The sequence below is a fragment of the Rossellomorea aquimaris genome (assembly GCF_020172085.1).
GTDB classification, from domain to species: domain Bacteria; phylum Bacillota; class Bacilli; order Bacillales; family Bacillaceae_B; genus Rossellomorea; species Rossellomorea aquimaris_E.
Map to the genome: position 1 here is coordinate 1 of NZ_JAIVAT010000009.1, position 26339 is coordinate 26339.

The window sequence follows — 26339 nt, forward strand, 5'->3', positions numbered from 1 at the left end:
GGGGCTTGCCCTGGGGCGACAAGCATAAGACGAGTCACCCGGAAAGGCGTTCTTTGCCTTTTTGGGTGACTTGGCTTATGACCTCGAGCCCCAAGCCCCTGGAGCTGGACAATGAAAAGAGGAAGGGCTTTGCCCAGAGGCGACAAACATAAGGCAAAGTGCCGAAAAGGGAAATATACTGATTATTCATAATAATGATGTCAATCTTGTGTAGAATCGGGGTCGATATGATAGAATAAATGAAAGTGAAGCACATCTAAATGGTTGGAGGGATTTAGTTGAAGGAAGATCAGAAAGTGTATGATATCACGATCATAGGCGGCGGTCCGACTGGATTGTTCACGGCGTTCTATGGTGGTATGAGAAAAGCATCGGTCAAGATCATCGAAAGCTTACCACAACTCGGGGGCCAGCTGGCTACTCTCTATCCTGAAAAATACATATATGATGTTGCCGGTTTTCCTAAGGTGAAAGCCCAGGATCTGGTCAATAATCTTAAGGAACAAATGGCGAAATTCGAAACGACGATCTGTCTGGAGCAGGCAGTCGAAGGTGTAGAGAAACAGGCTGATGGCATGTTTAAGCTGACAACGGATAAAGAAGTCCACTTCTCTAAGACCATCATTATCACGGCAGGAAACGGTGCCTTCCAGCCCCGACGTCTAGAACTCGAGCATGCTTCGAAGTTCGAAGGGAAAAACCTTCATTACTTTGTTGATAACCTGGAGCATTTCAGGGGCAAGAAAGTGGTCATATGCGGCGGCGGGGACTCTGCAGTGGATTGGGCATTGATGCTCGAGCCGATTGCTGAGAAAGTCTATCTCGTGCACAGACGCGATAAATTCAGGGCACACGAGCATAGTGTGGAGAATCTACACAATTCCACGGTTGAGCTGAAAACACCCTTTGTCCCTTCTGAATTGGTGGTCGATGAGGATAAGATTAATCAGCTCGTATTGGAAGAGACAAAAGGCGACGAGAAGGAAATCATCGACCTTGATGAATTAATCGTCAACTTCGGCTTTGTATCGTCCCTCGGTCCTATCAAAGATTGGGGGCTTGAGATCGAGAAGAATTCCATCGTGGTCAATTCAAGGATGGAAACGAATATTCCGGGTATTTATGCTGCAGGTGATATCAGTACGTATGATGGGAAAGTCAAGCTCATAGCGAGTGGATTTGGTGAAGCCCCGACAGCGGTCAATAATGCGAAAGCGTATATGGATCCAAAGGCAAGAGTGCAGCCAATGCACAGTACGTCCATGTTTACTGATTAAACGACAGGCTCTTATTCAGGAGGCTCAGGAAATTGATTCCTGAGCCCCTTTTTCAATTTAAGGAGGAGACATTCCATGTACATTCCAAAAGAGTTCCTCATTCATGATAAAGAAACCCTTTATTCCATCGTAGAAGAAAATGGTTTCGCCATCGTCTTTTCTGAGAACTGCGGTAAGCCTTTTGCCACCCATTTACCTCTCTATTTAGACAGAGAATCGCAATGTCTTTATGGTCATTTTGCCAAAGCCAATCCACAGTGGCGTGAGAGTGAAGGAAAGGAGATGCTTGTTGTCTTCCATGGTCCTCATGCGTATATCTCCCCATCATGGTATGAATCCGATCAAACCGTACCCACCTGGAATTATGTCGCGGTACATGTGTACGGGAAGCTTGAGGTGTTGGATGATGAAGCTGATACCATCCATTCCCTCTCGACTCTAGTGAGGAAATATGAACCCTCCAATAGCCCATATTCATTGGATCGTGTCGATGAAAAGCTCCAGAGCGGGTTAAGAAAAGGAATTGTCGGATTTAAAATTCCTATCCAATCCATCGAAGGGAAAGCCAAACTTAGTCAGAATCACCCTTTGGAAAGGCAACAACGGGTCATTAAGAACTTGGAACAAATCCAGGATGAAAACAGCCAGAAGGTTGCCTCTCTTATGAAGAAGAACATCCAATTGAAATAATGATGTCCTACATTTCATCCATGCCCACGGTTTTGTTTATTTTCACACCGAATGGGTAGACCAATAATAGGACAAAAAACTCAGGATAAAGGATGATGGATGAAATGAATGTATTAGTTATTGGTGCAAATGGCCACACCGGCCGTCATATAGTGAAAGAACTTGCAGGCAGCAGTCAGCATTTCGTAAGGGCCATGATTCGAAAAACAGAACAGGCAAAGGAAATGGAAGACTTGGGCGCAAGACCGATCATCGCTGATCTTGAGCAGGACTTTTCCTATGCCCTTGAAAATGTGAATGCCGTTATCTTCGCTGCCGGAAGCGGAGGATCGACTGGTGATGATAAGACTCTGGCAATCGACCAGGAAGGTGCCAAAAAAGCTGTGGACTATGCGAAAAAAATGGGGATCGAGCGTTTCGTGATGCTCAGTTCCATGGGAGCCGATCATCCGTCAAGCGGTCCGGACGAATTACAGTTCTACTTAAAAGCAAAAGGAGCAGCGGATGCCCATTTGAAAGAAAGTGGCTTGAACTACACGATCGTCCGACCGGGGGCCCTTTCCTTCGATGATGCAACAGGTAAGATTGAAGCGGCCCTGAACATCACGGACAAAAGCCGCAACATTCCCCGCGCAGATGTTGCGAAAGTGATCGTAGATTCATTGACCACCGAAGAAACGAACCACAAAGTATTCGAAATCTTAAGTGGAGACACACCTATCGCAGATGCGCTGAAAAATATCCATTAACCTAAAAAAAGGGACGGACCTCATAAACCGAGGTCCGTCCCTTTTCCATGTTTAGCAATTTTCAGGTGTTCCCTTATTCGTCGCTGTCACGAACGATGAACCACACCCGCATGACGCGATGGCGTTTGGATTGTCGATTGTGAATCCACCGCCCATCATGGACTGCTTGTAATCTATTTTCGTACCGTTCAGGATGGCAGCATCATTTTTTGCCACGACCAGCTTGATTCCGTGCTGTTCTGTCGTGGCATCTCCATCTTGAAGATCATGTTCAAATCCCATACCATAAGAAAGGCCGCTGCAGCCTCCCCCTTTTACCGCTACACGTAACATGGCATCTGTTTCGTCATGTTCCTTCATCATGTCTTTAATCTGAAGGGCAGCGGCTTCTGTTAGAATGACAACTTCACTCATTCACTACACCCCCAACCTTTTCATTTCTTATTACTTAGTATACTCCTTTCTATTTTACTACTCAACCAAAGGAGCTTTGGTGAATATCTGGAAGAATAATTTTATGAATTTTCTAACTAAACACAACTTTTTACTCATCTATATTAAAAAAACACTAGTCCACTTCCATATTACCACGTTATAATAAGGTATATAGTCCCTATTCCGAGGTGGTATTCATGACGGTGGTGACGCCCTTTTATGATAAAAAGACACAATGTCTTTCGTGTAAACATTCCTACAGTACGACTAAGATACGTTCCCGTTTTGTAAAGCTTACAGGTTACGACAGTGACTTTTGTCCCCTGTATCAATCAGATGAAATAAATCCTATGCTCTATAACGTATCGGTTTGCCCAAGATGCGGATTTTCATATACAGATGACTTCACTGCTTACATACCTCCCGTACTCAAGACTGAACTGGAAGAGAAGATCAGTCTGCACTGGAAACCCCAGGATTATGGGAAGCTCAGGTCATATGAAGATGCGATCAACACTTATAAACTGGCTGCTTACTGCGCTTTGATCAAAAAGGAGAAAAAGTTGACCATTGCAGGGTTATATCTTCGGACTGCCTGGCTCTACCGGAAGACGGATGATCAAGAACAGGAAAGGCGTTTTATTAACCTTGCTACGCATGAGTACATAGATGCCTATATGACAGATGGTACCTCAGGTTTTCTGATGTCCGAAACAAAGCTTTTATACATCATTGCCGAATTACTGAGGAGACAGAATAAAATCGAGGAATCCGTTATTTATCTTTCTAAAGTCATCGGGAAGCAACATCTGTCGACTGAACCGAAGATCATTGATATGGCAAGGGAACGCTGGTACGAGATCCGGGAAGTATATAAAGAATCTAAATCCATGTAAAAAAGAACACTGGTGGACGCTCCACTAGTGTTCTTTCGTATATTCCAGGGCAGTAGGATTCACAAATATTTTCATCCGAAGTGATCTTGATCAAGATTCTCATCCATCCTCTTTCCCCTCCAAAAGACAAAAAAAATAAGCCGGTCAGGCCGGCTTTTCCTTAGAACATCGGGTTGTCTTCAAGGAATTGATAAATCTCATCCACAAGTCCTTCAGGCGTGTCGCCTGTTACGACCTCCCCATTGACGAGAGCATAAAACGATTGGGCGCATTTTCCGCAGTAACCCAGGCATCCGTACTCAATGACATCAAGGTTCGGGTCTCTTTCTAATATCTCAAGCGCTTTTTGCGCACCGCTAGCAAGATTGCTTATACAAAATTCTATAATAGGTTTCAATTCCATCACCTCACTACTCTTTGTTATGCTACCTTTTTTTATCACCTTCGTCAATGAATTGCATTCCATGTAATGGTATAACAGATTGTGAACATTTTCGCTTATTTCTGTTGTGAAAAGACCTTTATTTCGATATACTTTTAATGTTAATAGGTTTATTTATGTAGAATTCACTCGAATTATGCTTCATATTGAAAATGCTTACTTTGTCAGGACTCGTTTTGGCCTGAATGTCCTTTAAATCCTGTCCCTTACCATTATGGGATATAAATCATATACAAACACACTATTTCAACAATAATGTAGAGTGCAAAAGGGGAAATTTCTATGAAACAATTAGTGCTGCTTGGCGGAGGATATGGCAACATGCGCGTCCTTCTTCGCTTATTACCCAACCAACTACCAGAAGACGTATCGATTACCCTGATTGATCGAAATCCTTATCACTGCCTGAAAACAGAATACTATGCCTTAGCTGCCGGAACGATTTCAGATCAACATGTACGTGTATCATTCCCGGAACATAGCCGTTTATCATATGTTTATGGAGATATCACAGGCGTTGATATGGAAAATAAACTCGTCCAAATGAAAGATCAGGATCCCGTTCCTTATGATGACCTTGTCATTGGACTTGGTTGTGAAGATAAGTATCACAATGTTCCCGGTGCAGATGAACATACATTCTCGATTCAAACGATTGAGAGGTCTCGTAAGACGTATCAAACGCTGTGTAATCTTCCTGCAGGTTCCATTGTTGGTATCGTGGGAGCTGGATTAAGCGGAATTGAACTTGCCAGTGAGCTTCGGGAAAGCCGTTCTGATCTGAAGATTAAATTATTCGACCGTGGACCGCGTATCCTCAATGCATTCCCGGAACGTTTAAGCTCTTACGTTCATGGATGGTTTGATGAAAACGGCGTCGAAATCGTAAACAATTCCAATATTACGAAAGTGGAGCCGAACACGCTACATAACCACGAAGAGCAGATTTTCTGTGATGCCATTGTTTGGACTGCAGGAATCCAGCCTAGCAAGGTCGTTCGTGATATGGAAGTCGAGAAAGATGCAAGCGGTCGCGTCACCCTGACAAAGTATCATAATCTGCCCCAGGATGAACATGTATATGTAGTCGGTGACTGCGCAAGTCTTCCTCAAGCTCCAAGTGCCCAGCTTGCTGAAGGACAGGCAGAACAAATCGTGACCATTTTATTGAAACGCTGGAATAACGAAGAGCTCCCTGCAGAATTGCCGAAGATCAAGCTAAAGGGGATTCTGGGATCACTCGGAAAGAAACATGGTTTCGGACTTGTCAACGAGCGCTCTATAACAGGACGGGTCGCACGATTATTGAAATCCGGTGTGTTGTGGATGTATAAATATCATAATGGATGATAATAAAACCCCTACTGTTCAACAGTAGGGGTTTTGTACTGTTCATATCTTAAAAGACCCTTTTCATTCGAAAAACAGCCTTATGTAGATACTCATGCATCCAGTTCCACGTATAAGCCCCTCAGTCCCCTAAGCAGGAACATATCCCTCCAATTGGATTCATCATGATTCCCCACCATTTTCATGGTCGGAAAGGCACTCAGTAGTTTCTCAAAGGCTATTTTTCCCTCAAGTCTCGCAAGGGGCGCTCCCAGACAGAAATGAATTCCATATCCAAAGGCCATATGAGGATTGGGTTTCCGAGTCACATCGAATGTACCTGCATCTTCAAATTTTCTTTCGTCTCGGTTGGCAGATGAAATCGAGGCCAGTACCATGTCTCCTCTCTTGATGCGTTTCCCCTTAAAATCCATATCTTCTGCAGACCAACGTGCAGTAGAGAAATCAACCGGACTATAGAAGCGAAGTGATTCTTCAATGGCTGTCTCAATGAATGAGTGATTCATCCTCAGCTTCTCTAATTGATCTGGATGTTCGAAGAGAGCATACATTCCATTCCCTATCAGGTTGACCGTTGTTTCATGTCCGGCAATGATGAGAAGAATAATCATTGAATACAGTTCATCTTCGGTTAGCTGTTCCCCCTCTTCCTCATGCAACACCAGATTGGAAATCAAATCATCCTTAGGGTTTTCTTTCTTTTCTTTAAGCAGGAGCGTCAAATATTCAATGAATTCCCTCACGTCCCCCTGAAAATCAGTATCCATATTGTCCGAAGCTGACACGATGGTGTTGGACCAGCGCCTGAACTTTTCTCGATCTTCTGTCGGGACACCAAGAAGTTCCGAAATGACGATAATCGGGAGCGGAAAGGCAAAGTCATCAATCAGATCTATAACGCCTTCTTTCACCTTCATCTCATCGATGAGTTGATCGGCGATAGCCTCAATCCTGGGTGAAAGCTCTTGAATTTTTTTAGGATTGAAATAAGGTTGCACAAGCTTTCTCAGTCTTGTATGGTCTGGTGGATCGACGTCGAGCATCATGTGCTGAAACACCCTTGCTTCTAGGGGTAAATCATGATTCCCCTCAGAATTCGGAAACACCTTTGATTGATTTTTGATAAAAGAATAAGTTTTTAATAGCTCTAACACATCTTCATACCCTGATACGATCCACGTCGTATGCTCCCCATCTTCCCATGCTGCAAACACCGGATCTGTTTTTCTTAAGTGGGAATAGAATGGGTATGCTCCCCTTTTAAAGTTGGACTGAAATACTGATTCAAACGAATTCATCATGCCCCTCCTCTAATTAACTGACTAGTCAATCTTCTTCATCAGTATATGATAAGGACGATCAGGCTTCAATTCACAGCCTTAAATCGGCACAAAAAAAACCAATTTCATAAATGAAATTGGTTTTACAGCTTAAACCGCTTTATATCCAAACTTCTCAAGTTCAGAGTAAATCGTCTTCAAACGTGGATTTCCTTCGCCGACAATATTTCCTTCCAATAATACAATCGGATAGAACATATCTTCTTCAATCACCCTCGTGGCGAACTGCTTGACAGATTCTTCTTCGGGCGGATTGTGAATGTCCACATATTTAATCACGAATGGCTGATTCGGATATTTCCTGCTCACTGCAGCCTCTAGCCATTCATACGTTTCTTTCGATGATGGTAAGTTTACACAGCTTGGACAGAGTAGTTCCGCCCCGTAAACGTAAAGTTCAACCGGCTTACGCTCCATATGATTCTCCCCTTTGTTTTCCCTCTTTTGTTTATTTTACAAAAAAAACATTATGGTTGGAACCAAAATAGTCAATTTTCTCTTTGGAAACCCTCTGGGAAACATTTCTTGAAAAAGATATGCCCAATCGTTTGCAGGTTGATAGATTTTTTGCGAATATGTCATTATAATAGATAGTAAGGAAAGGAGTAGATAATAATGGCTGAAAACGAAATGATTGCACCCGTTCAGGAAGTATTAGATAAATTACGTCCGTTCCTACTTCGCGATGGTGGAGACTGTGAACTTGTGGACGTTGAAGATGGAATTGTTAAACTACGCTTACTTGGTGCTTGTGGAAGCTGCCCAAGTTCAACAATCACGTTAAAAGCAGGAATCGAACGCGCATTAGTGGAAGAAGTTCCTGGAATCGTTGAAGTAGAGCAAGTATTCTAATTCGGTTTTGACTTAAAAGCCTGAATCCTTCATTGGATCCAGGCTTTTTTTCTTTGGCTGTTTTCCTAAACATCGTTACTTCGGATGTAGCGAGTAGTGGTTGATTTCCACTCCAGGTGCTCGCTTTCCGCGGGGCTGGCGGTAAGCCTCCTCGGGCTAATGCCCTGTGGGGTCTCAAGATCCAGCTATGGCGGCTAGCCCCTCGAGGTCATAAGTCAAATCAACCAAAAAGGCAAAGAGCGCCTTTCCGGTTGACTCGCCTTATGCTTGTCGGGCCTGACCAAGCCGCCTTCGCTTTTCGTCCTGTCCAGCGTTTCCCGCAGGAGTCGAGCACCTTCCGCTCCAATCAACTATCAAGGTATAAATGTTTCAGTAATACTACTAGGAATGTCATAATAACTTACACCAACTCTTTTTATTGTAGTTGCAGTAACCAATTATAGTTAATAGTACCATTACTCTTACTTACCTGATATTCATGAACCATTTTGTTCTGTCAAAACTTGCTACTTTAGAGGTGAAAGGAACTGCGGAGACTCCTACGGAAAACGGGCGCGCCGAGACCCCGGAAGCGTTTTTTTGCTGAGGAGGCTCGGCCGAACGTCCGTGGAAAGCGGAGCAGTTCCCTTCACCCTCTTCCACACACTAAATGACAGAGCTTTTGCAAATCATTGTCTGTGCAAGAATAACAACAATCTTTGCGAACAGAGCATTTTCTTTTTAATTCACAGCTGTTTTCGGCAGGTCTCCTTTTAGAACGGCTTGGATGTTTTCTACACATAGAGTCATCATGTTATACCGTGTATCCTCTGAAGAGCTTCCGATGTGGGGAAGAGCGACAACTTGATCGAATGCGAGAAGAGGATGATCTTCACTGATCGGTTCCGTTTCAAATACATCCAATCCAGCTCCTGCAATGTCTCCCCTTTTTAACGCTTTTATAAGCTCTTCTTCATTTACGATGGGCCCGCGTGCCGCATTGATGAGTATGGCCGTTTTCTTCATTTTTTTGAACTGGTTTTCCTGGAACATCCCCTCCGTCTCAGGATTCAGAGGCGCAAGGATGACAACGAAATCCGATTGAGAAAGGAGTTCGTCCAATAAGGCATATTGTACCCCGATGCTAGTCTCCGCTTCGTGTTTCCGTGAACGATTATAGTACAGGACATTCATATTGAACCCTTTCGCCCTTTTTGCCACAGCTTCACCGATACTCCCCATACCGACAATACCCATTGTTTTGTGATGAATATCTGCACCAGCCAGGAGAAGGGGTGACCAGCTTTTCCACTTTCCTTCTTTTATGTATCGGTCAGCTTCAACGATCCGTCTTGCAACAGCCAGCAAGAGGGCAAAAGTCAAATCAGCCGTTGTCTCCGTCAGAACATCCGGTGTATTCGTAATAGTGACCCCTTTTTCATTTGCCGCCTTAAGGTCTATGTTGTCATAACCAACAGCAAGATTGGATACGATCCTCAGTGAGTCAGCATTTTGTAAGAGTTCCCGGTCAATTTTGTCAGACAGCATCGTCAATAGGGCAGAAGCTTTTTCCGCTTTCTCCAGGAGGATGTCCCTAGGGACAGGTGCATCTTCCCTGTTCCACATCTCCACCTCGAACTCATCCATTAATGGCTCAATGACGGATTCAGGCAGTTTTCGTGTAATGTAGATGAATGGCTTCATATGTATTCCCCACCTTCACTTCTTTTTTTCAGTTTAGCATAAAAGTGAAGGCTTCACCCGTTACTGGGCTGGGGAGTTACAACCAGGCAATCAGAGGAATACCCCACTTTTTCACAGGGACCTCTGACATATGGTAAAAATCAGAAAGAAATGATTCGTATTGATGAGAGTTCTTCAGATAACGCTCCAATTTCTCTTCGACTGTCTTTTTCTTCTGTTCTGATTGTGAAATATAATACTCCTCAACGCACTCAAAATAATGCAAGGGGAATAAAAGCCGTGAATACAGCAATCTCCATGAAAATGGAGAGAGTGGTGTAATCGATTCATATTCCTTCATAAATTCTTGAAGCTCTGGATGAAACGTCTGGCTCCTCATGAAATAGCGTTCCCTGACCCACTCTGCTATGTCCCGGGTGCAGTGATCGAATACCCATTGAAATGGAAAATGAATGCACACTTCCGATCCCCATGTGGACTTCAGAAACCGTTCATGGCAAATGGTCCCTGCATCCTCCGCCTGAGGATCTTCATCCAGTTCTGTATCCACCAGATATTGTATAGCGTTTTCTGACAATGCACTGTAGTAAGGATAGCTTTCCACAAACAAGCGCTCAAACTCATCAGCCGGCTGATCCTGGATAACCTGATAATACGCTTTCTCCAACTGTGCCAGCCTTTTCTCCCACAGACTTTTCCACTGCCCCATGCGATTGATCTTTTCCACCTTTTCTTCATAGGTCCGTCCCCTGTAATGAAATTTACTAAGCTTTCTGCCAACCTTCTGATCTGGGGGAGAGTGAATGGTTTCATTCCTGAGGACGACATAATCCTTATCCTTCTCCACTACGAGAAATCTTCCTTCGTTACTCTGAACAAAGGTCGATACATAGCGATCTCCTGCACTTTTTAGATGCTCTGCCAATTTATAAAGTTCCACCAGGGTTTCCTGTTCCATATTCGAGACGCCTACAATACTATATACTAATCCCCCAACCATATATCGATCCATCATTCCATCGTAGAATGCCCGCTCAGGATGCAACCCAAAATGGTTAATTAAAATCTCTTGAGACATACTGACCTCTCCTATCTATAATGACCGTTCTTTTTCGCCATTCGTATATAACCTGTACTCTATATAGCTTGAGAACGATTCATGCAAAATGAATATCCAAAACCAGAGATGGGCAAGAATGAAATTAGAAGCTATTATTATGTCTATTTTCCAAAAGGGAATCATATGAGTAAAACAAGGCTTCGTCTAATCGAAATAGGGGTTTTACAATCTTTCAAAGAAAAAGGTGAATAGGATGAAGGATAAAGAATCAATGGATTTATTAGAGAGTACAGCACGTAAATGGCTGCATGAAAGAGGCGTGGAGATAGAAGATATCGCTCAATTAGTCATGTACCTTCAACAAAAGTATCATCCTGATCTTGAATTAAAGGAATGTGTTTACAACGTTGAACGTGTGTTAACAAAGCGCGAAGTACAGAATGCGATTCTGACAGGCATTCAACTTGATATATTAGCTGAGAAAAAGATGCTGATGGAGCCATTGCAGGCCATTGTAGAAGTGGATGAAGGATTATACGGAGTGGATGAAATACTCGCCTTTTCCATCGTGAATGTGTATGGTTCGATTGGTTTTACAAACTACGGATATATTGATAAGCAAAAACCGGGGATCCTGGAGAAATTGAATGATAAGTCTTCGGGTATGTGCCATACCTTCCTGGATGATATTGTCGGTGCCATCGCCGCAGCAGCTTCAAGCCGTTTGGCACACCGGGCAAAAAGCACAGAGTGAAAGTATAAAATGTTTTAAATCAGACGACAAAGTCGTCTGATTTTTAGTGATGGAAGAAGTACATAAGGATAAATTATACGGTTGAACCCGATCGATTACATATTCATCAAAAATAGATCCTTTTAACTAACTTAATGATTGCACATTGTTGAATTGTTTTATATAATTACAATTATAGTTGTAATTATATTCAATATAGTTGTATCGAGGAATATTCTTAAAGCATAGAAACATCAATAATGGCCGTCACTTTCACGACACTGCATTCCCCATATTACATATGTCCAGAAATAATCGAGGTGAATTCTTATCCAGTGCCTAAGTGATCAAGCCCTTATCGATGCCTATAAGAAAGCAAAACAGTTAAAACTCAGTAATGAATTCATCACTCTGATCGAACAAGAAATGAAAAAGAGAAAATTAGTTCATTAGATAATCGTTTGGTTGTAGATCTCTTCGTGTTCTTCACAAGTTGGCATGATGTCTTCCCACTGGACGTCCAGAGCACATACAATGGCATTCAGCTTGTTCAGGGACGGGTTCGCTTCACCCTTTTCAATCAACGAAATATAATTAACCGTCAATCCACATTTGTGACTTAATTCCTGTATGGTGATTTCTTTCGCTCTTCTATGGTGTCTTATTTTCTTTCCGACAAGTCCTGTAACTGTAACTGTAATACTCATTACCTCACTACCCTTTTAAGTATTCTTTAGAAATGATGTGGAATGTTTCCGAAAATCAAGATAAGAAACAGTGACTTTCATTCTTAAAGTTGTTTACATTCGTAAAGAATAGTTAGAAATTGAAAAGGTATCAATGCTAATAGTCCCCTACTACCTTTGTTGTTTACCCTAGTTGGATACCTTTACACTTCATTTCGGAATATTTTTAAAAAAAATCAAAAAATCTTTGCTTTCTCTTTTCACTTTCTGCTTTTAGTCCTTCTGAGTACTCAAATATGTGTAATGGAAAAAATTAAAGTTAGTTAGAGGAAAAACACATAATACAATAGGAGTATAATTCTCGTTCCTGCTATTATACTTTCAACAATATCTATTGAGGCGTACATATTGTTAGCAAATAAGACCGTTACGATGGTCCCTGAAGTATAAATAGTATCCAGATTACTTCTTTTCACACTAGTTCTATTTTACTTATACGAGTGTGGGTTGTCTATTATGAATATGCGACTATTTTTTTACATTTGTACTATTTGAGTATTCAGCAGGACTAATAGGGATATGGAGGCTGACTGTCAGCCTCCATTTTTTGTTATTATATATCCCACTCGTCCAAAGTTTCAATCGTATAAGTAGGCTGAATATGCTTCTTACTCAATGTCTCTTTCGTAGTGACCCCTGTATGAACAAGCAGTGTATCGAGCCCGGCATTGATCCCGGCGAGAATATCTGTATCATAGTTATCCCCCACCATCAGTGTTTCTTCCTTCGGGACTCCTAACACAGACAGCGCCTGTTCCATAATGATGGACTCCGGCTTTCCGATGAAGATCGGGTCGGTCTGGGTCGAGACGGTCACGACAGAGGTCAAAGAACCATTCCCTGGAAGCAGCCCCCGCTCAGTCGGAATCGCGATGTCCCCATTTGTTGAAATGAACGTCGCTCCATTTCTCACTCCTAAGCAAGCAAGGGATAATTTCTCATAATTAATGTCACGGTCAATTCCGACCACTACGAAATCAGGTTTTTCTTCCTGAAGCGTAATGCCGTTCTCTTCCAGTGCTGAACGAATCCCTTCTTCACCGATGACATAGGCAGTCCCGTTCGGCTTTTCCTTCGCCATATATTGGGCAGTCGCCATGGATGTGGTGAATACCTGTTCCTTTTTTGCCGGAATATCGAAGGACCTCAATTTTTCAGCCACCTGCTCAGGTCTTCTAGAAGAATTATTTGTGACGAACAGATAAGGTAAGCCTTTTTCCTGCAATCGTTTCACGAAGTCCCCCGCTTCTTCGATTTTCTCTTTTCCTTTATACATCGTTCCATCCAGATCGATTAAGTACCCTTTATATTCTTTCATTTGTAGTACCTCCATAACGTTGATTTTAGTATGTCCAAGATTTTGTATAACCCTATAAAAAATAAAGCGCTTTCTGAATAGAAAGCGCGATCAATTACTTTAATTTTTAAACGCCGATACGGGACCCAGTTCATTTTCGAGGTAGTTTCGTACCTGGACTGGAAATTGGGTCAGTGTTGAGAACACTTCTCTTATGATTGTATGTAACGCTTCATGATCAACCGAAGTATATTCCTGTACCAACGGTTTACGCTGACCAACGAGGCGTTTAAGGTCTTCACTCATGTTATCAGTGATCACCTTTTCGTCGAGGAGAATGTCTATGATATCCTCGTAGCTGCCCGGATCCCTCATGATAAATCCATCAATCATGCTATTTCCTACATCCAGGATGGACTCAATGATTACGTGGGCAACACGCTCCAACGCCAATTTTTCTAATGTAGCATTCCACTGTTCTTGACGACTGACAATGTTTAGTTGCTCATTCATATAGATCAGTATTTCTTCAATCTTTTCCCTGTCTACAAAATACATGGTGCACACCTCTTCCTAAAACGAAATCCTCACACTCTGTATTTTAACATAATTTCAGCATCATACAGATACATCCTGCAATTCCTGCCTTAGTTTGATATGATGAAATGAGCAGAAAATGAGGAGGACATCGTAATGAATGAACGCTTTTATTTATATGATGATATGGAAACCACTAAAACCCGATTCGTGAGTTTCATGGGGGAAAGTCAACGATATGACCTGGCCATTACTCAAACCGAACGTTATTACGGGAAAGCATTAGTACTGGACCTTCAGGGTAACCGATTTGCCATTATGGGCAGGGATGATCTCGATGAACCCGGATATATAGAAAGTGTATTTAAATTAACGGATGAAGAAGCCGCAGAATTAAGGGACTTTTTAGGGGAAATCATCCTTTAAATGAAGGTGCCGCAAGAATGAACTCCACCTCCATCTCACATACTAGAGGTATGAAAGGTGGGAGATTTGATGAGTAAAGACCGTAAACAGAACGACAAAGAAGAACAAGTATACAGCGACTTCTCAAACGTAGAAACTTATCGTAATTTCATCGTCCCCGAAACGCTTCCTGAAGGTCCTTACGGGGCTCCAAGAGGAAAGCATACCCCTGTTGAAAATAAGAGTACACCATGGGAAGAGGGACAGAGGTATTATAGTGCCTTCAACTACGAGAATAAATCCCTGCATCAGGATATCCCCCGTCAGGAACCCGGTTCACATCCTGTTCATGCAGACCCTGATGTGAATGAAGAACCGCCTTATACTGAAAATAAGTAAAATAAAAAGGAACAAACGGTTGTCGTTTGTTCCTTTCCCCATTATTTGTTTACCTTTTTCACGAGAAAATAAGCACAGCCAAAATTACAGTATTCATACAAGTAATCCTTATGGGTACTTACCTTTGTATCGAATGATGCCTTTTGATTGTGATCTTCAAAGAACCCTTTTAGACGAAGCTGCCCATATCCCCAATCACCAAGGATATAATCGTATTTGCTTAAAATATCGCTATATCTTTCTTTAAAAGCCTCTTCGTTGAATCCGTCTCTAAACTCCTCGACGATTTCGTAGCATGTGTTTTGTACGCAAATCACCTCTGTCCACCCACTTTCGTTTCCTTATCTTAAATTATAACGGATTGTCCATTAATTACTATGAAAAATTACCATTCCAGATGGTCACCCTATCAAATAGGGGGTGTTTAAGTTGAATAAATTAATCTTAGGTACAACGGTACTGAGCATCACGCTCATCGGAACTGCCTGCAGCGGCATCGACAAGGCCAATGAAGAGATGTTCCATGATAATGGAAATACAATTAACGTAACTGACCGGGAAGACCTGTATAACGAAAACGGCTGGACCAAAAAAGGCCCTCACCGCGGGGAAGACTTCGGTTATGTCCGTCAACAGAAGAGTCCAACTGGTGGCCAAAATATCTCCACGAAGGATATGTACAGCATCAATCGTGAGCAGGTAGCAGACTCCATCAGCAAAATGAGTGTTGCCCTTCCAGATGTGAAGGATTGCTCCACTCTGGTGACAGATGAAGAAGTGCTTGTCTCTTATGTAACCGACAAAAAAGATAAAGACGGCCGCTTTGAAGTTGCCGATCAGGTAAAGAAAACAGCCATGTCAGTCATCCCACGCTGGTATCATGTCTATGTGACGGATGATAAAGCTTTGATGCGCAATGTTGAAAACCTTGCAAAAATGGATAGTGACAGCAAAAACGCGAATACAGCCATTGACGACACCATTAACCTGATGCTGAAAGATTCTCCACAAGGAAGAAATGTAGATTCAGGTGAAAATGCCAACGGTGAAATGACATCTGATCAATACGAAATGCGTGATGACGACACCCATAAAATCAATATGGACCGCCAAAAACGCAACGATTATACAGATACAAACAAAATGATGGACTAAAGAAAAGCGCAGGCGGCTCGTTTAGAGGCGACAAGCATAAGGCGAATCAACTGGAAAGGCGTACTTTGCCTTTTTGGTTGATTTGACTTATGACCTCGAGGGGCTAGCCGCCGGAGCTGGACAATCCCCATCTGCTACAAAAAGGACTGACTGTTAGAGAGCTTCTCCTTCAAGTCAGTCCTTTAATATGTTTTAGATTAAGCGTTTTGAACCTCTTGTTCACCCTTGGCTTGTCTTGCTTTAGCTGCTGCGTTCACCTGCTCATCGGCATGATAAGAAGAACGAACGAGCGGGCCAGCTTCACAGTGGCTGAAGCCTTTTTCCATAGCGGCTTCACGAAGTTCGGCAAATTCATCTGGATGGTAATATTTTTGAACTTTCAAATGCTTCTTGGACGGTTGAAGATATTGACCCAACGTCACGATATCCACGTGATTGGCACGTAAATCATCCATGGTCTCCAGAATTTCTTCCTTCGTTTCCCCAAGACCCACCATGATGCTTGATTTCGTTGGGATGTCAGGATTCAATTCTTTCGCTCGACGCAGGAATTCCAATGTGCGGTCGTAAGTCGCGCGTGCACGAACTCTTGGAGTCAGGCGACGGACGGTTTCGACATTGTAGTTCATGATATCAGGCTTAGCATCCATCAATGTCTTGATATTATCGAATACCCCACCCATATCAGAAGGCAATACTTCGATGGATGTGAACGGGCTCTTACGGCGGATGGCACGTACCGTTTCAGCGAAAACTTTTGATCCACCGTCTTTTAAGTCATCACGTGCAACTGCTGTAATGACGACGTGTTTCAAGTTCATTAATTGTACGGAGTCCGCAACGCGTTCCGGTTCTTTCAGGTCCAGTTCAGTCGGCAGGCCTGTTTTCACTGCACAGAAACGGCAGGCACGTGTACAAATATCCCCGAGGATCATGAATGTAGCCGTTCGTCTCGTTCCCCAGCACTCGTGAATATTCGGACAACGCGCCTCTTCACATACTGTATGAAGATTGTTTTCACGCATCATTTTTTTCAAGCCCATATAATTATCGTTCGTATTCAGCTTAATTTTAAGCCAATCCGGTTTACGAATGTGTTCATCTTTCTTGCTCATACCCCTCATCTCCAATCCTAAATAATTCTGACTTAGGCAAAGAGTGAAACGCTATATCGTTCATCCTATGTAAAAAAAGCCATCATCAATATACTTCTTTTGTCACTTTATCATACTAAAAAAGTGAAAACAAGCATGTGATACCCTATTACCATTTATTGATGATTATGATTCCCGGTGAACGATACAAACTAGAAATAAGCCCCTAAAAATGGAGGGATTATTTTGTACAAACGACTGGTTTTGGTCATTGCCCTTTTCTCTTTCGTGGTAAGTCCATGTCAGGGCTTTGCATCAGAAAAGCTCACTGATGAACAGATATACAACAAAAGGATGGAATTATTTCAAAAGAGCGAGACTTTGACACAGATCCCCTGGTACTACTTAGCTGCCATAGATCAATACGAACGCAGTCTTCGCTTTGCACGTAAGGATAGGGAAAAGCCTTCTTCATTTATCTCGATTTATATGGAGCCTGAAAAGTGGATTGGCCCTTTAAATCCACGTGCAGAAGATGATAACCCTGAAACGATCGCCCTATTTAATGGAATTGGCCGAGATGGAGATCATGACGGGAAAGCAAGTATGAAAAGTGATGAAGATATCCTTGCGGCTTTAACGGATTTTATATTGAAGTATGGGATCGATCGTGATAATTTCAAACTGGCCCTCTGGGATTATTACAAACGGGATAAAACCGTCAGCATCATTATGGGCAATGCAAAAATATATAAGCAGTACGGCACGATTCATCTCAATAAAAAAGCCTTTCCTCTTCCCCTCCGGTTTAACTATAGTTACCGAAATACATGGGGAGATGCCAGGGGATGGGGTGGCAGACGGATCCATGAAGGGACGGATCTATTTGCTGATTACGGTGTACCTGTAAGGGCAACATCTTACGGAATTATCGAGATGAAAGGCTGGAACCGGTATGGAGGATGGCGGATCGGGATACGCGACATCAATAATACGTATCACTACTTTGCTCATTTAAGCGGTTTTGCCAAAGACCTTCATGTAGGACAGGTCGTTGAACCCGGAATGGTGATTGGCGGTGTGGGAAGCTCGGGTTATGGACCTCCAGGTACTTCTGGGAAATTCCCCCCTCACTTACATTACGGAATGTATAAGGATAATGGCTTGACGGAATGGTCCTTTGATCCTTATCCTCATCTCAGAATGTGGGAGCGTCAGGATAGAATCAATAACAAGAAGCATTAAAAAAGCAGACAATGGAAATCCATCGTCTGCTTCTTCCTTTATACCTGCTTTTTCGATTTGGAAACAGCGTTCATGATACTAGCTGCTAATCCACCCCAAATGATGACCATTCCTACAACCATCATTGCAATTGCGCTACCAGTCATGTTAGCTTACCTCCTTATAGCTTTCAGCATCTGTTTTGGCATTCCAGCGTTTAAATCCGAAGGCAACACCGACCAGGATGGCAAAGGCTGCTACAAACCAACCACTGTAAAGTACGAAGGCATCAGTATAGCCACCGTAGTTACCAGTTTCAGTTTCAAATTCTTTCAGTAAATTCATTTTGAATAAACCAAACATCATCCAACCAAGAACGATTGGTGTGATAACACCTAAACATACTTTCCACCAAGTACCAAGCTGGATATCCGAAATCCCATTTGCATGGGATTGGAATGCTCCCAATTTGCGAAGGAACCAGGCAATCACGACTACTTCCACTAATCCTACAAACGCAACTCCGAATTGGTTGATGAAGTAATCTGCTACATCAAGGAACAATAATCCGCCCTGTGTGGCAAATAGAATCGAGATGATGGCTGAAAGTCCGCCACCGAATAGTACAGCTTTGTTACGGGAAATTCCGAACTTCTCAGAAACAGCTGCTACATATGTTTCTGAAATGGAAATTAACGATGACAAACCGGCCAGGACAAGTGAAGCAAAGAATAAGAAGCCAAATACTTCGTTGAATGCCGGGAATTCGTTAATGATCTGCGGGAAGACAACAAACGCGAGTCCCACTCCACCACTTACAACATCCTGTACAGCAACACCTTGAGATTGCGCCATGAAACCTAAAGCGGCAAATACACCGATACCGGCCAATAATTCAAACCCTGAGTTACTGAAACCAGTGATAAACGCATTGTTCGTAATATCCGATTTCTTCGGAAGATAACTTGAGTACGTAATCATGATGGCGAAGGCAATGGATAAACTGAAGAAAATCTGTCCATATGCTGCCACCCATACACCAGGATCAGCAATCTTGCTGAAGTCTGGCTTGAAGAATGCATCAAGACCTTCCATCGCTCCTGGTAACGTTAAAGCGCGAACAACAATAATTAAGAATAAAATAACAAGTGCTGGAATAAAGATCTTATTCGCTACTTCGATTCCTTTCTTTACACCTTTGAAAAGAATACCCAGTGTAACGGCCCATACGATTACAAGCGGGATGAAGACCCCAGGAACCACACTTCCTGTCTGACCTGCGTCAACTGATAGTTTTAAATAATCACTGAACAGGAATGACTCTGTATCCTTTCCCCAACCTAAGTTGAAAGAAAATACACTGTACGACATCGCCCAGGCGATAATGACGGCATAATAGGTGGAAATGACGAAGGCAATTAATACTTGCCACCAGCCAAGCCATTCTGTTTTCTTATTTAGACGGAAGTAAGATAACGGTGCCGAACCACGGTACTTATGACCGATTGTAAATTCAAGTACTAATAATGGAATACCTGCTGTAAGAAGAGCGAATAAATATGGAATAAAGAATGCTCCCCCACCATTTTCATACGCTACTGCAGGAAAACGCCAAATGTTTCCCAATCCGATTGCTGACCCGACAGCAGCTAGAATAAATCCTGCTCTTGTACCAAACTGCGCACGATTCTCCATGCTGTTCCCCCCTAGTTCTTTCCAACTACCCTTTGATAGGTATTTGAAATTTTTATATTTTCAGATTATTTATAATCTAAAGTCAGTATAGCTAGTTCCTGGACAATTGTCAAAGCTTTATTTTAGTGATTTCATAAGAATTTCACAAAATCACGGCAGTACTATTTCACTATAAGAATTTTGTCGGATTTTGGTGAATGGGTGGCGATAGAATCAGGAGGTAAGAGGTGGGATCCAAATAAAAACCAGAAGCCAAATTAGCTTCTGGTTCATCCTACATTATTCTGCAGATGCAGGTTTCGCTTTTTCACCGAACAGGAAGGCGATTGCCAAGATCAAAATGATGACAACCACGAGTCCCAGGATTGCGCTTCCGGTGAATCCAAGTACAATATATCCGATGGCGGCTACAACTGCACCAATAGCCGCATATGGAAGCTGTGTGATCACGTGATCGATATGATTACTTCCCGCTCCAGTTGAAGATAGGATCGTTGTATCGGAGATCGGTGAGCAGTGATCACCTAGAACTGATCCGGCCAGCACCGCTGCCATGGCAGGAAGTAAGATACTTACGTCTGTCGCGGCAGCAATTTCTCCGGCGATCGGAAGTAGAATACCAAATGATCCCCAAGATGTGCCCGTTGAGAAAGCCATGATCCCGGCAACAAGGAATAAAATGACCGGCAGTGCCTGCATCGGCAAGCTTGATTGTTCAACCAGGCCGGCAAGGTACGTACCCGTCTGGAGTTGGTCGATGAGTGTAACGATCGTCCATGCAAAGATCAAAATGTAAACAGCCGGCAGCATCGATTTGATCCCTTCCACTACAGCCGTTCCGACAGCACCTGCTTCAATTCCTTTTAAGCTGACTTGACGAAGGAAGAAGATCAGGGCAATCACAAGCCCGAATAATCCACCGTATAATAACGATTTAGTTACATCTGTATTTTCAAAGATCGGCAATAAATCGAAAGAACCCACTGCCTGGTAACCCGTCCAAAGCATCATGGAAACCGTACCAACAACAAGGGCTACGATCGGCCATACTAAATCGCCTACAGAGCCTTTTGAACTGACAGGAAGATCATTTTTCAATTCACCTGGGATCTCTTTACCAGGGTCATATAGATCACCCGTTTCAAGGGCACGAACTTCATGTTCTTTCATTTTGCCAAAATCAAGTCCCTTATAAGCAACCATGACGACAAGTAGGACCGCCGCCCATACATAAAGGTTCATCGGAATCATTTGAATGAATGCTGAAAACGCCGTATATTCCGTAATACTATGTGCTGTAAGGATCGAACCGATGATTCCGATGATATAAGCTCCCCAGCTTGAAATCGGGGATACAACACAAATCGGAGCGGAAGTAGAATCAATGATATACGCTAATTTCGCACGTGAGATTCTGTGTCGGTCCGTAATGGGTCTCGAAACCTGTCCAACTGCAAGGGCATTGAAATAGTCATCAATAAAAATGATAATACCTAATACCGCAGCCAAAAGCTGTGCACCTTGCCTCGTCTTTACACGTTTCATCGCCCATTCCCCGAATGCGCGGCTCCCGCCTGAAATATTTACAAAAGCGGTGATGACACCAAGAATGAGTAAGAAGAAAATGATATAGACATTCCAAGTGTTCAGACCGCCATCTGCGACAAAGATTCCTTTAAAGGCGTCCCAGATAAAGTTGAATGTTTTAGTTATTGAGAAATCCGCCAACAAAAAGGCAGACGCGACAATTCCTACTCCAAGTGAAAGTAGAACCCGTCTCGTGAGTATAACCATAAGGATGGCTAAAAGGGGTGGTAATAAAGAGTAAATCGTGTTTTCCATAGTGTCCTCCTCCTATTTGATAGGGGGGAACCATCGTAGCATGACAGAGGATAATAAAAAAAGGCAACGATAGAGAAACTATCATTACCTTTGTTAGTAACGTAAGTGCTCCATCACGATCTGTAGCTCCCCATTATAGAGATTTCCCTATAATGACAGTGTTATCCTTATTCAAGACAACCCCAGCAAATATACCTTCGACAAGCATATTTACTTCGGCAAAAATTCCCTTTCATCTGTTTTCTTCGTTGTCATCCTCAAACAGATTACTTTTGAATCCTGCGCCTCTACCCCATCGGACTGATGATGTGGTGTGTTATAAAATTTTCTTTATCAATATAACAAACTATCATTCTTTTGACAACTTTTTTTTCATAGCTAATTTGTGGGAAATTCTATGGATGGTCCCGATCCTCCCCCACCATTATTATAAAATTGCGGCACATCCAGGTGTACAGTACCCATCGCGACGAGAATATCCTGCTTGATTGTTTCCGTTTTCGTTGCAAACGGAATGATGATCTGGACGTTCACTTCAAGCTCCACAAATACCTTCACAACGGCATTATTGATTCCAAACTGTTCCACTGTCGTTTTCACATCTGAACGGACATCACCGATGGAATGAAAACGGATTGGGATTTTTGGCCCCAGGTTCCCGAGTAGCACGTTGTTTGTCGCCTGCCCTAAAGGAACGGAATAGGTAATGCCCTTCGATGCCTTTGACTTCCCTTCATCAATTTCCACCTCGGTGAGAAATTCCAGATTTTCAATATTACCCGCCTCTGCCTCCTGCAGGTTCTGTTGGACCAGATTCGTAATTTCAGCCTGAACCCTGTTGATTGTCTGCGTATTGTATTTAAACGAAACGATATCGCCTTCCTGGTTCTTCACTTCTTCCGTTATATCCGAAATATCCAGTACATCGGCAATTTTCTTATTGATCGCTTTGTTAATCACCAGGGTACCAATCCTGCTCGTTTGTGTCTCAGCATAAGCAAGAAGCGTCGGCTTCAACCCTTTATTGATGATCCACAATCCGAATCCCGTGGATATCATAAAGAACAGAAACGTGATGATCATGACATGTCGAAAAGGCAGCGGACCTCCTCTTCGGGGTTTGTAGGTTTTAAACTTAGACAAAAAAATCCCCCCTTACAAGCTATTTGTATGCACTGTAAGAGGGGTTTAACGCAAAAATTTATTTAACTTTAAGAGATTGAGGCTCATAATCCGGGTCAAATCCTGTTATCACCTTGTCTAATGCCTTGCTTAAATCTACAGGATAAGGGGAATGCAACTCCTGTCCATCTTCTTCGATGATCCTGAGCACAGGTCGGTCCGTCACTCCTTTGTTTTGATCCGTGACAATTCCTTTCCGGCCATCATTCAATTCTACAATCATTCCATTTGGATAGATCGCCACCGAAGATCGGAAGGCTTCAATCACTTGTGGATCGAACAGGGACCCTGATCCGGCATACAAGACTTCCAGAGCCTGATGAGGAAGCATCGCTTTCCTATATACCCGATTGGAGGTCATCGCGTCAAACACATCCGCCACAGCGATGATTTTAGCGAATGGATGAATATCTTCACCCTTGATCCCGCGTGGATAACCTGATCCATCGAGCCTTTCGTGATGCTGATAGGCACAATGAGCAATGATCAACGACACAGAATGAAGCTGCCTCAGGATGTCAAAGCCGTGCTCAGAGTGCTTCTTGATTGCACTGAACTCGTCTTCCGTCAATTTCCCCGGCTTCAAGAGGATCTCTTCCGGTACCAGCATCTTACCGATATCATGAAGAATCGCCCCCACTCCGAGCTGCTCAAGCTGCTTCGGTGAAAGCTTGAGTTCGAGACCGATCGAAAGCGTATATAACGTTACATTGAATGAATGATGAAAAATATAGGAGTCGTACGTAAAAACATCCGTCAAAATCGTGAGGAGATCGTGATTCGCCTTTACTTCAGACAAGACGACATCAATGACCTGCTTTAGTTGTTTGGCACTATCTTCAATCATGAGTACACTTGGCGAGCCACCCGTTGCGCTCAATTGATTAAAGGCTCTCTCGATATTATTGACCGCCTGTTGTCTCACTTTACTCGAAACGGTCCCCTTCACATAGATTCCACTGGAGAGGGAGTCTTCAATGTAGACATACTGAATACTGAGCTCCTGCAGCCTGTAAATCATGCGTTCTGTGATGGGAACATTATCATGAATCAGCGCTTGACCTCTCATATTATATACCGTTGTAGCTAGAACCATGCCGGGTTTTAAAGCCCGAGTTGATATAAGCCTCATAGAATTCTCCTATGTAATTCTTTCATTTTTCGACAAAATTTCCTAGTATCTCCATTATAAAGGATAAAATTGATCTTGCAAGGTGTATTTCGTTAATTATTCGTGAAAGAATATAGATGGAAAGAGGGGTGCTGGGAGTAAATGAGTTTTCCTTTTTTTGTTAAATGACGCGATTATGGTTGATTTAGACGCAATAAAAAAAATAATGACGCAATGACGTTTGATTTTGACGCAATAAATCTTAAAATGACGCAATTCCTTATTTTAACGGCATGTAGAGTTAGTAAGGCTACGATTTACAAATCGCGGAACCAGTCCTTAAAGCCTATTTGCCCCATGAATCCTCTCTGCCTCCCAAAAACAAAGACCAGATACTCTATAAAGAGCCCTGGCCGTCATCATTATTTATATCATCTTTAACAGCGCATCCCTGCCTGCCATCCCTGTATGGATACCGAGGTTTGCTGCTTCATACGTAATGGACTCCAAAGGAGCATCGAGAAGCTGATCAATGGTCTTTACACCGACCGCTCTTCCCGCTATGATCCCCCTGTCCTTTAACTTCTCATTCAGCAGCGCGACATCAAGTGCCCCACACATGATATATCCTTTTTCACTCGTCACAACGAGGAGATTTGTTTTCGGAAGTTCAACAGAAATCGCAGTAAAGGTATGTCCCCCAATGGTGATTGGAGATACATGCATCATGTTCATCGCCCCCTTCACTCATATGTATGTCATGAGCGAGAAAACGGTGAGGCTGATTACTGTTTTAATTTCCACTCCAAGACATCCCGTAAAAACTCCGGCATAAAGTACTTCTTCTCAAGCCTTTGAAGGTCAGGAAAAAAGTGTCCGAAAGTGAACATATCCGGAAGGGCAAGTTTGTATTGTTTCGAAGGTTCGATTGGAGAATTCCCAATCCAGATTTCATGGTTTCTGAAATCAATATTCGAATACGTAAACCTCCCCATCACTTTCCCCCTAAATCCAAGACCTTTCACTTCCAGTTGTGGCCAGTCCTCATTAAGCGTCTGTTTAATGATTTCTTTCAGTTCCGCCCCTTTCATCCGGATCATGCAAGGATTGATGGGGTGCGGGAGGATACGATGCAAATCCTGCCTCGTCACCGCCCCTTCATGAAGACCATCTATGAGTAAACCTGCATTCAGGAAGCCGCAATCAGCACCACACCACTCAACAAGAGCATTACACAGCATATCAGGAAGAATAGATGGCTGAAACCAGTCAACAGGTAAAGAGGCTTTCAGCAGGGCTATATCCTGCTTCAATAATTCCTCCCCCTTGCTGATCCATTGACCTATTTCCTCGACCTCTCCTTTAACAGCCGGAAGTTCATGCTGCTCATATAATTCGGCCTTTTTTTCAAGTACTTGCATGGTGACTGTATCCACTTCGATCATCATATGGCCGACATAGTGACCATATTTCCCAGCGGCCCCCAACATGGTGTCCTTCACCTCTTTACCATGTGGTAATACATGGTGGGTATGAGCACCGAGGATGACGTCTATTTCAGGGAATCGTTCCCCTATCATTTCATCATCCCGGATTCCTAAATGGGAAAGAAGAATGATCATATCAACTGCGGGATGAAGTTCGCGAACCAATTTTTCGAGTTCTTCCATGGGGGAAGTGATGTTCCATCCGAGCGCTTGATAAAAAGGCTTGAAATAGGCCGTTAATCCAATGACGCCGACCTTCATCCCACTGCCGGTCTGATAAATCCGGTGAGTTTCCAGCCATTTCGGGCGCTTGGATGATCGATCCAACAGATTTCCTACAATCACATCGAATCCGGCATCTTCATAAAGACGATTCAAATCATCATAATCCAAGGTGATTCCTTCATTGTTTCCTATCGTAACGGCATCGAACCCGGCTTCATTTAATAACTCTACATTCTCTTTTCCTAACGTCGCTTCAGTCAATGGATGCCAGCGGTCCACATGATCACCGATATCAAATAAATACACCGACTCCCCGTCATTTTCATGCTTCTTTTTTCTCTGTTTTAAAAAATCCCTGATTCTCGGCCAGTGTTCAAAGTGACTGTGAAGATCGTTCGTATGATAAATATGAATGGTTTCTCTCATAAATCGT

Annotated in this window: 30 protein-coding genes and 1 riboswitch; of the genes, 12 read left to right on the forward strand and 18 right to left on the reverse strand. The window is 42.9% G+C overall.

Going from position 1 to position 26339, the window contains the following annotated elements; all coding sequences use genetic code 11:
• Positions 1-278: 278 nt before the first annotated feature.
• The 3 genes from LCL96_RS19645 to LCL96_RS19655 all read left to right on the forward strand — a co-directional run bounded on the left by LCL96_RS19645 (position 279) and on the right by LCL96_RS19655 (position 2716).
• The gene (locus LCL96_RS19645) at positions 279-1277 is read left to right on the forward strand and encodes an NAD(P)/FAD-dependent oxidoreductase (protein WP_224944539.1); all 999 of its coding nucleotides are present in this window, start codon (positions 279-281) and stop codon (positions 1275-1277) included.
• 75 nt (positions 1278-1352) lie between these two features.
• Positions 1353-1967, forward strand: a complete 615-nt coding sequence (locus LCL96_RS19650) for an FMN-binding negative transcriptional regulator (RefSeq protein WP_224944541.1) — start codon at positions 1353-1355, stop codon at positions 1965-1967.
• A 104-nt stretch (positions 1968-2071) separates the two neighbouring features.
• Positions 2072-2716 carry an SDR family oxidoreductase gene (locus LCL96_RS19655; RefSeq protein ID WP_224944543.1) on the forward strand — a complete coding sequence of 215 codons (645 nt, stop codon included), beginning with the start codon at positions 2072-2074 and terminating at the stop codon, positions 2714-2716.
• Positions 2717-2767: 51 nt separating this feature from the next.
• Here the strand turns inward: LCL96_RS19655 and LCL96_RS19660 are convergent, their stop codons facing one another.
• A complete protein-coding gene (locus LCL96_RS19660) occupies positions 2768-3130 on the reverse strand; it encodes a HesB/IscA family protein (RefSeq protein ID WP_224944544.1) in 363 nt (120 codons plus the stop codon).
• Positions 3131-3348: 218 nt separating this feature from the next.
• Between LCL96_RS19660 and LCL96_RS19665 the strand changes: the two genes are divergently transcribed.
• Positions 3349-4047, forward strand: a complete 699-nt coding sequence (locus tag LCL96_RS19665) for a DUF2225 domain-containing protein (protein WP_224944545.1) — start codon at positions 3349-3351, stop codon at positions 4045-4047.
• Positions 4048-4207: 160 nt separating this feature from the next.
• Here LCL96_RS19665 and LCL96_RS19670 read toward each other — a convergent pair whose 3' ends face one another.
• Positions 4208-4444, reverse strand: a complete 237-nt coding sequence (locus LCL96_RS19670; RefSeq protein WP_263628263.1) for a YuzB family protein — start codon at positions 4442-4444, stop codon at positions 4208-4210.
• A 327-nt stretch (positions 4445-4771) separates the two neighbouring features.
• Between LCL96_RS19670 and LCL96_RS19675 the strand changes: the two genes are divergently transcribed.
• Positions 4772-5839 carry an NAD(P)/FAD-dependent oxidoreductase gene (locus tag LCL96_RS19675; RefSeq protein ID WP_224944547.1) on the forward strand — a complete coding sequence of 356 codons (1068 nt, stop codon included), beginning with the start codon at positions 4772-4774 and terminating at the stop codon, positions 5837-5839.
• A 92-nt stretch (positions 5840-5931) separates the two neighbouring features.
• Here LCL96_RS19675 and LCL96_RS19680 read toward each other — a convergent pair whose 3' ends face one another.
• Positions 5932-7140 (reverse strand): cytochrome P450 family protein, encoded by a 1209-nt coding sequence (locus LCL96_RS19680; RefSeq protein ID WP_224944548.1) that lies wholly within the window; start codon positions 7138-7140, stop codon positions 5932-5934.
• A 129-nt stretch (positions 7141-7269) separates the two neighbouring features.
• The gene (locus LCL96_RS19685) at positions 7270-7596 is read right to left on the reverse strand and encodes a YuzD family protein (RefSeq protein WP_224944549.1); all 327 of its coding nucleotides are present in this window, start codon (positions 7594-7596) and stop codon (positions 7270-7272) included.
• Positions 7597-7794: 198 nt separating this feature from the next.
• Between LCL96_RS19685 and LCL96_RS19690 the strand changes: the two genes are divergently transcribed.
• Entirely contained in the window at positions 7795-8031 is a 237-nt protein-coding gene (locus tag LCL96_RS19690) for a NifU family protein (RefSeq protein ID WP_034763763.1), read from the forward strand.
• 720 nt (positions 8032-8751) lie between these two features.
• Here the strand turns inward: LCL96_RS19690 and LCL96_RS19695 are convergent.
• Positions 8752-9714: a 2-hydroxyacid dehydrogenase gene (locus tag LCL96_RS19695; protein WP_224944550.1), complete on the reverse strand. Its 963-nt coding sequence runs from the start codon at positions 9712-9714 to the stop codon at positions 8752-8754.
• 76 nt (positions 9715-9790) lie between these two features.
• Entirely contained in the window at positions 9791-10792 is a 1002-nt protein-coding gene (gene yutH, locus LCL96_RS19700) for a spore coat putative kinase YutH (protein ID WP_224944553.1), read from the reverse strand.
• A 235-nt stretch (positions 10793-11027) separates the two neighbouring features.
• Here yutH and LCL96_RS19705 point away from each other — a divergent pair, with 235 nt between their 5' ends.
• Positions 11028-11528 carry a phosphatidylglycerophosphatase A gene (locus LCL96_RS19705; RefSeq protein ID WP_224944556.1) on the forward strand — a complete coding sequence of 167 codons (501 nt, stop codon included), beginning with the start codon at positions 11028-11030 and terminating at the stop codon, positions 11526-11528.
• A gap of 309 nt (positions 11529-11837) precedes the next feature.
• A complete protein-coding gene (locus LCL96_RS19710; RefSeq protein WP_224945060.1) occupies positions 11838-11960 on the forward strand; it encodes a sporulation histidine kinase inhibitor Sda in 123 nt (40 codons plus the stop codon).
• Here LCL96_RS19710 and LCL96_RS19715 read toward each other — a convergent pair.
• The 3 genes from LCL96_RS19715 to LCL96_RS19725 form a co-directional block, all read right to left on the reverse strand.
• Positions 11957-12214 (reverse strand): helix-turn-helix domain-containing protein, encoded by a 258-nt coding sequence (locus LCL96_RS19715; protein WP_224944559.1) that lies wholly within the window; start codon positions 12212-12214, stop codon positions 11957-11959. The two genes, LCL96_RS19710 and LCL96_RS19715, sit on opposite strands and share 4 nt — an antisense overlap.
• A 592-nt stretch (positions 12215-12806) precedes the next feature.
• Positions 12807-13571, reverse strand: coding sequence for a TIGR01457 family HAD-type hydrolase (locus LCL96_RS19720; protein ID WP_224944562.1), 765 nt, complete (start codon positions 13569-13571; stop codon positions 12807-12809).
• 99 nt (positions 13572-13670) lie between these two features.
• Positions 13671-14108, reverse strand: coding sequence for a DUF86 domain-containing protein (locus tag LCL96_RS19725; RefSeq protein WP_224944566.1), 438 nt, complete (start codon positions 14106-14108; stop codon positions 13671-13673).
• A 135-nt stretch (positions 14109-14243) separates the two neighbouring features.
• Between LCL96_RS19725 and LCL96_RS19730 the strand changes: the two genes are divergently transcribed.
• Positions 14244-14513, forward strand: a complete 270-nt coding sequence (locus LCL96_RS19730) for a DUF3055 domain-containing protein (RefSeq protein WP_224944569.1) — start codon at positions 14244-14246, stop codon at positions 14511-14513.
• Positions 14514-14582: 69 nt separating this feature from the next.
• Positions 14583-14891, forward strand: coding sequence for a cytosolic protein (locus tag LCL96_RS19735; protein WP_224944572.1), 309 nt, complete (start codon positions 14583-14585; stop codon positions 14889-14891).
• A 41-nt stretch (positions 14892-14932) separates the two neighbouring features.
• Here the strand turns inward: LCL96_RS19735 and LCL96_RS19740 are convergent, their stop codons facing one another.
• The gene (locus LCL96_RS19740) at positions 14933-15208 is read right to left on the reverse strand and encodes a YutD family protein (RefSeq protein ID WP_224944575.1); all 276 of its coding nucleotides are present in this window, start codon (positions 15206-15208) and stop codon (positions 14933-14935) included.
• A 103-nt stretch (positions 15209-15311) separates the two neighbouring features.
• On the opposite strand from LCL96_RS19740, the gene LCL96_RS19745 reads away from it, so the two are divergent.
• The gene (locus LCL96_RS19745) at positions 15312-16046 is read left to right on the forward strand and encodes a YhcN/YlaJ family sporulation lipoprotein (RefSeq protein WP_224944578.1); all 735 of its coding nucleotides are present in this window, start codon (positions 15312-15314) and stop codon (positions 16044-16046) included.
• 197 nt (positions 16047-16243) lie between these two features.
• Here LCL96_RS19745 and lipA read toward each other — a convergent pair whose 3' ends face one another.
• Positions 16244-17161, reverse strand: coding sequence for a lipoyl synthase (gene lipA / locus LCL96_RS19750; protein ID WP_224944580.1), 918 nt, complete (start codon positions 17159-17161; stop codon positions 16244-16246).
• A gap of 222 nt (positions 17162-17383) precedes the next feature.
• On the opposite strand from lipA, the gene LCL96_RS19755 reads away from it, so the two are divergent.
• Entirely contained in the window at positions 17384-18385 is a 1002-nt protein-coding gene (locus LCL96_RS19755; RefSeq protein ID WP_397550926.1) for a M23 family metallopeptidase, read from the forward strand.
• A 38-nt stretch (positions 18386-18423) separates the two neighbouring features.
• Here the strand turns inward: LCL96_RS19755 and LCL96_RS19760 are convergent, their stop codons facing one another.
• The 7 genes from LCL96_RS19760 to LCL96_RS19790 all read right to left on the reverse strand — a co-directional run bounded on the left by LCL96_RS19760 (position 18424) and on the right by LCL96_RS19790 (position 26332).
• Positions 18424-18531, reverse strand: a complete 108-nt coding sequence (locus LCL96_RS19760; protein WP_201714229.1) for a methionine/alanine import family NSS transporter small subunit — start codon at positions 18529-18531, stop codon at positions 18424-18426.
• Position 18532: 1 nt separating this feature from the next.
• Positions 18533-20059: a sodium-dependent transporter gene (locus tag LCL96_RS19765; protein WP_224944583.1), complete on the reverse strand. Its 1527-nt coding sequence runs from the start codon at positions 20057-20059 to the stop codon at positions 18533-18535.
• Between the two features lie 279 nt (positions 20060-20338).
• Positions 20339-21901 (reverse strand): Na+/H+ antiporter NhaC family protein, encoded by a 1563-nt coding sequence (locus tag LCL96_RS19770; RefSeq protein WP_224944586.1) that lies wholly within the window; start codon positions 21899-21901, stop codon positions 20339-20341.
• 115 nt (positions 21902-22016) lie between these two features.
• Positions 22017-22199: riboswitch (Lysine riboswitch) on the reverse strand.
• Between the two features lie 80 nt (positions 22200-22279).
• Positions 22280-23044, reverse strand: coding sequence for a sporulation protein YunB (yunB, locus tag LCL96_RS19775; RefSeq protein ID WP_224944589.1), 765 nt, complete (start codon positions 23042-23044; stop codon positions 22280-22282).
• A 58-nt stretch (positions 23045-23102) separates the two neighbouring features.
• Complete coding sequence (locus LCL96_RS19780; RefSeq protein WP_224944591.1) at positions 23103-24215, reverse strand: HD-GYP domain-containing protein; 1113 nt, start codon at positions 24213-24215, stop codon at positions 23103-23105.
• 405 nt (positions 24216-24620) lie between these two features.
• A complete protein-coding gene (locus LCL96_RS19785) occupies positions 24621-24923 on the reverse strand; it encodes a YunC family protein (RefSeq protein ID WP_224944593.1) in 303 nt (100 codons plus the stop codon).
• 56 nt (positions 24924-24979) lie between these two features.
• The gene (locus LCL96_RS19790) at positions 24980-26332 is read right to left on the reverse strand and encodes a bifunctional metallophosphatase/5'-nucleotidase (protein WP_224944595.1); all 1353 of its coding nucleotides are present in this window, start codon (positions 26330-26332) and stop codon (positions 24980-24982) included.
• Between the last annotated feature and the right edge of the window lie 7 nt (positions 26333-26339).